The organism is Pseudomonas sp. GW821-FHT07F05 (assembly GCF_059418765.1).
In genome coordinates this window covers 697,824-706,554 of the sequence record NZ_JBWKQL010000002.1, presented here as the reverse complement: position 1 = coordinate 706,554, position 8,731 = coordinate 697,824, and the positions used below count along the sequence as shown (strand labels likewise).

Annotated in this window: 16 protein-coding genes; 7 read left to right on the top strand and 9 right to left on the bottom strand. The window is 56.5% G+C overall.

Annotated elements, in window-relative coordinates:
- Nucleotides 1-36: 36 nt before the first annotated feature.
- Nucleotides 37-762, bottom strand: a complete 726-nt coding sequence (locus AC07RO_RS07370; RefSeq protein ID WP_495085698.1) for a hypothetical protein — start codon at nt 760-762, stop codon at nt 37-39.
- Nucleotides 763-826: 64 nt separating this feature from the next.
- Between AC07RO_RS07370 and AC07RO_RS07365 the strand changes: the two genes are divergently transcribed.
- From AC07RO_RS07365 to AC07RO_RS07355, 3 genes are all read left to right on the top strand, one after another.
- Nucleotides 827-1,042, top strand: coding sequence for a hypothetical protein (locus tag AC07RO_RS07365; protein ID WP_495085697.1), 216 nt, complete (start codon nt 827-829; stop codon nt 1,040-1,042).
- Between the two features lie 214 nt (nt 1,043-1,256).
- Nucleotides 1,257-1,457, top strand: a complete 201-nt coding sequence (locus AC07RO_RS07360) for a hypothetical protein (protein WP_282372629.1) — start codon at nt 1,257-1,259, stop codon at nt 1,455-1,457.
- A gap of 63 nt (nt 1,458-1,520) precedes the next feature.
- Nucleotides 1,521-1,724, top strand: a complete 204-nt coding sequence (locus AC07RO_RS07355) for a hypothetical protein (protein WP_495085696.1) — start codon at nt 1,521-1,523, stop codon at nt 1,722-1,724.
- 488 nt (nt 1,725-2,212) lie between these two features.
- Here the strand turns inward: AC07RO_RS07355 and AC07RO_RS07350 are convergent, their stop codons facing one another.
- From AC07RO_RS07350 to AC07RO_RS07335, 4 genes are all read right to left on the bottom strand, one after another.
- Nucleotides 2,213-2,437, bottom strand: a complete 225-nt coding sequence (locus tag AC07RO_RS07350) for a LexA family protein (protein ID WP_495085695.1) — start codon at nt 2,435-2,437, stop codon at nt 2,213-2,215.
- Nucleotides 2,421-2,750 (bottom strand): hypothetical protein, encoded by a 330-nt coding sequence (locus AC07RO_RS07345; RefSeq protein ID WP_495085694.1) that lies wholly within the window; start codon nt 2,748-2,750, stop codon nt 2,421-2,423. Before AC07RO_RS07345 ends, AC07RO_RS07350 begins: the two co-directional genes overlap by 17 nt.
- Before the next feature lie 84 nt (nt 2,751-2,834).
- The gene (locus AC07RO_RS07340) at nt 2,835-3,149 is read right to left on the bottom strand and encodes a hypothetical protein (protein WP_495085693.1); all 315 of its coding nucleotides are present in this window, start codon (nt 3,147-3,149) and stop codon (nt 2,835-2,837) included.
- Nucleotides 3,146-3,412, bottom strand: coding sequence for a hypothetical protein (locus AC07RO_RS07335; RefSeq protein WP_495085692.1), 267 nt, complete (start codon nt 3,410-3,412; stop codon nt 3,146-3,148). The genes AC07RO_RS07340 and AC07RO_RS07335 overlap by 4 nt, the downstream gene beginning before the upstream one ends.
- A gap of 332 nt (nt 3,413-3,744) precedes the next feature.
- On the opposite strand from AC07RO_RS07335, the gene AC07RO_RS07330 reads away from it, so the two are divergent.
- Nucleotides 3,745-4,014, top strand: a complete 270-nt coding sequence (locus AC07RO_RS07330; RefSeq protein WP_495085691.1) for a DUF1652 domain-containing protein — start codon at nt 3,745-3,747, stop codon at nt 4,012-4,014.
- Between the two features lie 247 nt (nt 4,015-4,261).
- Here AC07RO_RS07330 and AC07RO_RS07325 read toward each other — a convergent pair whose 3' ends face one another.
- The 4 genes from AC07RO_RS07325 to AC07RO_RS07310 all read right to left on the bottom strand — a co-directional run bounded on the left by AC07RO_RS07325 (nt 4,262) and on the right by AC07RO_RS07310 (nt 7,253).
- On the bottom strand, nt 4,262-4,444 hold the full coding sequence (locus AC07RO_RS07325; protein WP_463582933.1) for a hypothetical protein: 183 nt from the start codon (nt 4,442-4,444) through the stop codon (nt 4,262-4,264).
- Between the two features lie 408 nt (nt 4,445-4,852).
- A complete protein-coding gene (locus AC07RO_RS07320) occupies nt 4,853-5,743 on the bottom strand; it encodes a hypothetical protein (protein ID WP_495085690.1) in 891 nt (296 codons plus the stop codon).
- Complete coding sequence (locus tag AC07RO_RS07315; RefSeq protein WP_495085689.1) at nt 5,736-6,491, bottom strand: hypothetical protein; 756 nt, start codon at nt 6,489-6,491, stop codon at nt 5,736-5,738. The genes AC07RO_RS07320 and AC07RO_RS07315 overlap by 8 nt, the downstream gene beginning before the upstream one ends.
- A 27-nt stretch (nt 6,492-6,518) precedes the next feature.
- Nucleotides 6,519-7,253, bottom strand: a complete 735-nt coding sequence (locus AC07RO_RS07310) for a S24 family peptidase (protein ID WP_495085688.1) — start codon at nt 7,251-7,253, stop codon at nt 6,519-6,521.
- 98 nt (nt 7,254-7,351) lie between these two features.
- Here AC07RO_RS07310 and AC07RO_RS07305 point away from each other — a divergent pair, with 98 nt between their 5' ends.
- The 3 genes from AC07RO_RS07305 (at nt 7,352) to AC07RO_RS07295 (ending at nt 8,722) form a co-directional block, all read left to right on the top strand.
- On the top strand, nt 7,352-7,573 hold the full coding sequence (locus AC07RO_RS07305; protein ID WP_495085687.1) for a transcriptional regulator: 222 nt from the start codon (nt 7,352-7,354) through the stop codon (nt 7,571-7,573).
- A gap of 2 nt (nt 7,574-7,575) precedes the next feature.
- Nucleotides 7,576-7,884, top strand: coding sequence for a CII family transcriptional regulator (locus AC07RO_RS07300; protein WP_495085686.1), 309 nt, complete (start codon nt 7,576-7,578; stop codon nt 7,882-7,884).
- A 175-nt stretch (nt 7,885-8,059) separates the two neighbouring features.
- Nucleotides 8,060-8,722, top strand: coding sequence for a phage antirepressor KilAC domain-containing protein (locus AC07RO_RS07295; protein ID WP_495085762.1), 663 nt, complete (start codon nt 8,060-8,062; stop codon nt 8,720-8,722).
- Nucleotides 8,723-8,731 lie beyond the last annotated feature (9 nt).

The following is an 8,731-nucleotide window of genomic DNA, read 5'->3' as shown; positions in this document are numbered from 1 at the left end:
AGTGGCGTGATTCGACGTTGGGAAGGGGTGATGCGTTTAGAGCGCCATCTCGGTCTGCATTTCTCGCAGCCACACCGGAGAGCTGTTGTGCGCTTCGATCCGGTCCGCGATGACGTTGGCGCGCTGGCCGGCGGTTGGCGGAGCATACATTCCGAAACGGCTGATGCTTCCACCGTTCACCGCAGCGTTCGTCGAGTCGGCGGAGGCGAAGGGCAGGCGCTGGAAGATCGCCGGGTCGAGCATTCGTAAACCGTGCAGCCGGCATGAAGGACGGCCTTGGTCGTCACAGATGGCGTCCATCGCGGCGCCCATCCGCTTCCACCATGAGCCTGTGCCGGGTGCTGCCCATTGTCCGGAGCTGCCCAGGGCCACAGTTCGCCAGCACTGCGCTAGACGTTGCAGTCGTTCAAGCGACTCATGCAAGTGCCAGACGGGCACGCCGCGAAGCTCCTCCGGCCACTGCCGAACCAAGTCATCATTGGCCTCTTCGTCGCCGTCGATGACGTCCGGGATGAGCGCCCAAGTGAATCCAGGATGTCGGTGCCAGTCTTCGACCCAGCGCGTGTAACCCTCGACGTCTACCTGGCCGCCCTTCTTCCACACGGAGAACGCGCCGTTGTCGAAGACGAACGACTTGCACACATCAGCCACAACCCCTAAGTCATCTTTGCGGGGGAAGGGCACCAGTGCGTGTCGGCCCGCGAGGAACTTGGCAGCGTCCTCGCGCTTACCGCCGACTGGCGTGCCGTGGTAATGGATCATGGTTCGATTCCATGCGATGGGAAAAATGGCCTACGCTTACCGCTCCACAGGAAGGGATACGGTCATGAGCGAAGACGACAGGTTGATTTATTCAATCGCGCTTGAGGCGGTGCTTTCGGCGGCGCGATCTCAACACATCGATATCGATGAGCTCTGTGAGACTGCAATTGAGTCACTAATGGTTGTTCCGAACGGTGTGTCACCAGCCGTTGCGCTGGCCATCAACGCGATAGAGAAGGCGGCGGAGGTGTTGGATTATGACGACCCAGAGACAGAGTGAAGAAGTCGGCTTAGGCCCGTGATCCGTTGCCGCTTTAGACGGTCGTGTTCAATTGCCGGATTCAGAGGTTTTCTGCTGAAAAAGGCACCCGATTACTTAGAGGCATAGCACACGTCATCTAGGGCACCGCACTCCGTCGCACGTATCAGCTCCCCAAAAGTGATTTGGGTTGAGTTCCGCCTATGCTTACCGCTCCACAGGAAGGAAAACGGTCATGAGCGAAGACAGGGAAAGGGCGTTGTTGCTGGCGCTGAAAGCGGTTTTGAACGTGTCACGGAAGCACGGCATGAATCTCGATGAGCTGTCCGAGGCGGCCGCTGATGAACTCTTGATGTACCGCGCCTATGACGCCGAGCACGTGCCGATGGCTATCATCGAGATAGAAGTTGCGGCCGATGCACTGCAAACCCATTAATCCCAGCGTCTTATTAACGGGATTATCGCCTACGCTTACCTCACCACAGGAAGGGATACGGTCATGAGCGAAGACAGGGAAAGGGTTTTACGGATTGCGCTGAAGGCGGTGCTGGTTGCTGCGCAGGAATGCTGTGTCGATATCGACGAGCTCACGGAGTTGGCGATTCAGTCGATGTACGGCGAGCAGTTCTACGATGCAGAGGATGTGGGTGAGGCCTCAAGCGCAATCGAGTCGGCAGCGGATGCGCTGCCGTTGATCCACTGATTGTCAGGTCTGCGTGACGTCCAGCAACGGATGTTACGCGTGCTCGACAAGGGGTTTCTGTCGTCATGGTGGCGAACAGGCTGGTGGTAGGCTATACGTGGTGCCCGGCACGGGGTCGGGCTTAGGAGTAATGAATGTCAGTTTTATCACGCGAGTCTGACGGCGTAGTCGCTGTGCAGGTCTCGAACTATGGCCTAAGCAAAGGCTGGGATATCTTAGACATCGACGCGCGCGGTAGGTCATTGATGCCTTTACGCGAAGGAGAATTCAAAACGAAAGATCAGGCCGTTGCCGCTGGCCTTGCCCGAGGTCACGCAGCTTTGAAGGCTGACAACACTTCGCCTGGCATATAAGGATCATTCTGCAGTTACACGCAAAGCCTCTTGCTGATAGTCACCTCGATTTTCCGCGCAACGATTGGCTATAACGTTGTTCCGTGGCGGGTGTCCTCGCAGGTCTTCAGTATGTATAACATCCAGCGCTGAACGTTATGCCTCCGTCACGGGCCGTATGCTGCGCGCAATGCCGTCAGTTTTGGTTAGGGCGCCTTTTTTCACCATTCTCACGATTCGGTCGCCGATCGCATTCACGTTCACGCGCTGGGCCTTGGCGATCTCCGCGATAGTCGGCGAGTAGCCATGCTGAGCGATATACCCGGCGATGAACGCCAAGGTCTCTGTCTGCACTGGGGTGAGTTCATTCTTCGTCTGCATCCGGATCCGCCTGGGCCTTGCCGGCCGCTTTCAACTGGCGCGCTAGTCTTGGAGTAACTACAAAATCTGACGCGCTAGGTTTGCGTAGCCGGCGCGCCTGCTCTTCGCGAGGTGCTGCAAGAAATGACAGCGCCAGATCCTGCCACAGCTCCTGGATCTGCTTGTAGCCGTGATCCTTCATCGCAAGCGTCATGCCCGACCGAGTGCCCACTGGAACATCGACCTCCAGAGTTTCGATCCCGAGCTTCTCCTTCTCCTCTTTCTGGCGCCGACGGTAGTCCGCCGAGTGCTTCGCCGCTGCTGTCTTTTCCATCGGGTGGATCTCCGATCTGTTGCGCTGGCAGGTTTAGCCAGGTCTGGCGCCGACGCTGATTGGCGCACTTGAATAGACGCCGCATCATGTGGCCGCGGTGAATGTGATGTCGTGCTCTCGCGCGGTGAGTGCGACGGTGCGGGTATCGATGCCGATCTTCATGCCGATCTGGCGCGCGTCAAGGCCGGCCTCGGCCAGCGCGCGAATCCGCGGTGCACGCTTCGCGCGATTGGCCTTCAGCGTTTCCAGATGATTCGTGGTGCCCAGCAGCGGCGCGTTGGCGCTGACGCCCTGGTCAATTTTCTGGATACGATGGCCGGTGGCGAGAATGTGGTCGATCTGGGCGGACAGTTGCGCGATGGCCTGCTTGTGCTGATCCGGCACGTTCTCGCCGATCATTGCACCAGCCTCAAGTTGGGCTGCGCATCGAGTTTCTGCGCGAAGTTCACAGCCTCTTTCCAGGTGTCGAACGTGTCGAGCAAGTTGCCGGTCGCGACTTCGAACACGTTGTAGCAGTTGCGCGCTTTACTCCGCACTTGGAAGCGCATCTTGCTACCTGGCATTGCCCGGTCGGTTCGCTTGCTGAACTCTCCTCGGGCGATGCTTGAACGCTGGAGCAAATCCCCCAGCTCGACGATGCGGTCTTGAAATGCCTGATGCATGGCGATTCCTCTTGTGGTTGTGCGTGTACTCGTTAGCACTCTGGCCGCCTGACATATGCCGAGTGGGCGCAGGGGAGAGTGCTGACGGGTAAACGCTGGGTGAAAAAAAGCCCTGACAGTGCAGGGCTTCTCACATCTCGCTGGTTCACAACGCCTCCGTACATGAACCTTGCTTGCCGGCGCCGCCTGATGCGGTAGGCCGGTTGCTATTTGTTATTTCATGGCGGTCATCCTCTGTTTAGTTGATGTTGTTGTCGCAATGTCGCGCGACCGATTGATGTCTGTTGCTATGATGGTCAGACCGAGGTCGATGTTCTAGGAAGGAACGCTCCATGCTCTCCAGTCTCGAATTGCGCCACATCATCGAGTCAAGTTTCTTGCCTCAGAAATGTATCTGCACAGTCAACACTGTCGGCACCATGACGATTCAGCTCGTGAATCCTTCAACGGACGAGGTGGGTCTGACCGTGCCTGGCATTCCAATATCCAGCTTGACCACAATGAGGGCCGTTTCCGACCTCGTTGCTCAGGTCAAGGAGGAATACAGACTGGTACAGCTGACCCACAGGGATTCCGGATCCAGCTTCAACCGTCAGCGATAGCACTTCATAGCGCGGCAAGGTGCTTCGCCCACGCACATTGGCAGTGCTTAACGGGTGGACTCTCCGCATCGGGCTACGATCTTCGAGGGCGAGCCCTCAACCTGCCGTATTTGATGCCCCGTGCTGGGCTGGCAGGTAACCGGTATGCACGTTCCGGCAAGATCGCACCCCGATGCGGCCTGGTCAGCGTTCAAACGTTCCAGGGTATCGGGCAGTTTTCGTCAGGCTGACGCTGGCGCTGGTTGTCCTATCGCCAATCGGACTCAATCTCGGCGTGCCGGGCCAGCAGCTCGCCGATTAGCCGAAGACGTTCTTGCCCGGTCAGCTGCCGGGCAGCGTGAAACAAACCCTCGTAGAGGTCGCCGGCGAACTCGGCGCCTTTCTGCTCGCCTTCGATCAGGTAGGAAATTTGCAGAGGCGTAGTGGTCATGATGTTTGCTCTGGTTGATTTCCCGTCTGGCCCTGTTTCCAAGGCCAGCCAGTGAAATCTTTCCCATTACCGCCGGGGTGGCGGGGCGCACTGCTTGCCGGGTCATTCACGCGGTTCTGACGTCTCGTCATCGATCAGCCGTCCAGGGTTTTCCCTGTCGTTGGCAGGCTTTCCTCGTTCACCTGTCTGATCGCCGGTCGCCGGTAGAGGCAATGCGGTCTGTTGATTTGTTGTGGCTGGTTTTTTAAAGAGCGATATCTAATCCGTGAGGCCCTCGGCAGGGCTGATTCGTTTCGATGGGTGAACAATAAGCCAATGCCTAATTTGTGTAAATAGCTAATGCCTAATTATTTTCCTTCGGGCGTGAAAAAGCCCGCTCAGTGGCGGGCTTGGTCGATAGAGGATGGCTTACGCGACGGCTAAGAGCCTTTCAGCAGCCTCGATGGCGCTTTGAACCTGAGTTACCCGTACCCTGTGTTCGTCGCACGCCTCCTCAAGCGTGTTGATTGACCTCTTTAGAGAGTCTATTTGCTTAAGGCTGTAGGTCGGATCGTCAAAACTTGGTCGGAATACCACCAGCTCGAAGTGAGTCCTGGCCAGCAGCTGTTGCTTTTCCCTGGCTACTCGAAGGTCAAGAATTCGAGCCTTATTGTGCTCAAGGTAACTGGAAAGCCCGCGCCCAGGAATTAGGCGGCCGGTGTTCATGGCTACCTTTTCGCTAAGGAAAAAGAAACTCAGGGGCTTCGAAGGCTCTGAAATCACAAATTTCTGATTGAAGAATCGCTCAAGTCGCGGATCTCGTTGCACAGCCGCAGCCTCGAACTGTTTAGGCCAGCGGTCGTCTGCTGGAACCAGAATAGTCCCTGGCGGGGACTCGGGCAGTGGGGATAGATCAAGCGCAGCAAGACTGGCTGTCATGGCGACTGCTTGTCTCAACAAGCCGGCCATGTCCTTCGACGCAGTTCTGCGAGGAGGGCTTACGGTAACCCCTGAAACTGGGGGTGCCCAGCCCTCAAATCGCTGACTAGATCTAAGATGCATCTCTAGATCGCGCGCAATCATTTCGATAAGCGCCGAGAAAGCAGAGGCCCTCGTGCCAAACATTGCCTCGATCACGTGCGGCCTGATTGCTGGTGAGACCTTCACGGCCCCATCATCCGCAACGGCCGCTACCGCGACGGTTAGACGCTCCCCAGACGACATCATTGGCTCAAGGTAGACAGATGCCCACGCGCCACTGTACGTCGGCTTATTCGGCACCCTTGAGAGAAGAGAGTCAAAACTGAATAGATCAGACATTTAGCCTCCCTTGGTCCGGGTTCACCTTTATAGCCATCAGACTGCTCAGAACGAGTAAGCGTTCGTTGATGAATGATGTTAGCCGATTCTGAACATCCTCTGTGCACACTCCGTCGATTGAAGCTCGGGCGGAGGAAGCCTCCTCAGGGTGTCTAGTCGCGATCCATGCATCTGAGTCCTTGAGCAGCTTTCGCTTGCCCAGATCACCCTCAGGCAGTGCCTCCAAGAGGATATCAAGCAAGGTATTGCTGTGGTGCTGGGACATTTCATCACCGGAAGCCATACCCGATGGTAGACACATATCGTGATCTACTAAGGTAAAATCCAGGCCGTCGAACAGGATATTCCCGTCATGCCTGTCAGAATTCACCAGTAATTCATCAAAGCAAGCAGCGGGTAGGATTGCAGGCCAAGCCAATAGCTTCTCTCGTATCGTCGCGCTATCGGTAGAGATAAATTTCGCAAGGTTCGGGTGTCCAACATCGACACTGCCATAAAGCCACCCTAGATCATCATCAAAGATCATCAAAGGCTCGGGAATGGGCAGGCCTATGCCTCTGCCGTACACCGCGCACAATATTTCAACAGCCAGGGCTCGAGCTCCCAGCTTTTTCGCGATTACCGATATCTCGCCACTATCGGTCTCCGCCATGCCTCGTACAGGGGCGTTTACGCCGTCATCAAGACAGACATATCCGGGTAACAATCTCCCTATCCTGACAGGTGGCGCAGGCTTAGCGTTTTCCATAACCACAACTCCGAATACGACGCTGCTTTAAAAGCTGCGGCCGGTCCACCAGTAGATAATTTGGGCAAGGATCGTGATATCTGATTCGCGATCACCTGGGACATCAATAGCGGGGTATTGCGTGTTGTCGGAGATGATCGTTAGGCCGTCAAGGCCCCGCTGTATACGCTTGATTTGGAGTTTTCCGCGCATCAAAAAGAAGTAGATCGCATCGTCCTCGACCGTCGTCACCCCGGAATCAACCAGAACGGCATCGCCGCTTCGTATCGTGGGAGCCATGCTGTCGCCACGCCCAGAAATCAGCTTGAGATTGTCGATTTTGGTGTAGGTGAGGTTCTGGCGCACCCAATTGGCGTCCAGGCTCATGTGCTCGACGACCATGTGCATTTCGGGTGGCTCCGTGCCTGGCCCCATCGAGCCTTCCACGTCGTAGCGCGGAACGTCGATCACAGACCGATAGCTCGTGATCTTCTGCGCCAATGCTGCGGGCAAGCCCTCGACGCTGATGGTCTCAGAGGCATTGATAGAGGGATTCATCTGCAGCGATGCCCAGCCATCCAGCCCCCAATGAGTCGGCGGCACGACATCTGAGAAGTAGGTGATCAGGTCCATGAGTTTGGCCTTATCAATCCTGCCAAATTTCACCCAGCCTTGAACCGAAGGAGGGGCGACAAGGAAATCATCCGCCAGCTTCTTCTTCGATACACCCTTTTTCATCCGCGCTGACTCTATCGCCGCGCCTAATTCTTTACCTGTAAGCATTGCCTAATTAAGCCTTTTCACTTGATGGTTAGGCAATAGCTTGTCTTTCGATTAGCTGATGCCTTATATTGGCGCTGTAAATCAATTGGAGTGAACCCATGAAACCAGCAGAAGCGGTGCGAGAAGCATCTCGTTTGCTCGGGAGCCAGGCCGAATTGGCCCGGCAACTGGCTGTTCGCACGCCCACTGTTAGTCAGTGGTGTTCGGGCGACAGACCAATCCCAGCGGCGAGAGCGTTGCAGATCGAGACTTTGACCCAAGGCCAAGTGAAGCGGGCAGACCTCTGTCCCTCGTTCCCTTGGGCCCAGATGGCGGCCTGATCATGTCGACGAACCAATTAAGCCAAGAACAGGTTGTAAGGTCCCGCAAGAATTACCACTTCATCGTGCAGAAGCTTGCATCGGTGGGGAATGCGCCGGTCGCGGTTGCAGTGGGTTGCGACGAGGCGACGATCAGCCGCATGAAACCGGAGAAGTTTGAGCAGTTCGCTCAGATCCTGGCCGTGCTCGACCTGAAGATTGTTCCGGCTGAGATGCGGTGCTTTAACGAGCGCGATATCGAGATGTTGATCCACGCATCGAAGCGCTGGATGGAGCACATCCACGGCGTTGACCAATTGCAAGAGGAGTGATGCAGAAGCGTCAGCCCTCACAGCGCCCGAATTTCAGGCACAAAAAAGCCGACGGTCGAGGTCGGCTCTTTCTACAGCGTTAGCGAGGTTGATTATGCACATCACGAACACCCAGAGCAATACCCACCCTGACTCGTCAGTTTCCCACTTTCCGCAGGCAATGACGCGTCAGGTCATGTCGTCTCGCGAGATCGCCGATCTGACCGGTAAGCAGCACAAGAACGTCAAGCGAGACATCGCGTTGATGCTAGCGGACCTGCAAAAAGATGCGCTCAGTTTTGAGCGCACCTATTTGGACGGTCAGAACCGCAACCAGACCGAGTACCTGCTCGACCGCGAGCACACCGACTGCCTTCTTACCGGATACAGCGCGCCGCTGCGGATGGCCGTTGTTCGTCGCTGGCGTGAACTGGGAGAGCGAACCGTGCCCCTCATCCCTGCTACTTACGCTGAGGCGCTGCAGGTTGCTGCTGATCAAGCCAAGGAAAGCCAACGCCTCCTTGGTGTGATTGAGCTTCAAGCGCCAAAGGTCGCGGCCATTCAGCGTCTTGCTGCTGCCGAAGGCGCGATCTGCATTACTGACGCTGCGAAACAACTCGGCATCGCTCCGTCGAAGCTCTTCGACTGGCTCCAGGAGCACCGCTGGATCTACCGCCGCGGTGATGCGACTCGCTGGATCGCCATGCAGCGGCGTATCCGTGAGGGCTTCCTAAAACACAAGGTAACTGCCCTCAAGCCCGACACTGAAACCGGCATCGAGCGAGCCGCATATCAACCCCTCGTAACCCCGAAAGGCCTGACATATCTAGCCGAGAAAAATATTGGAGTCGCGCTGTGAGTGTTGAAG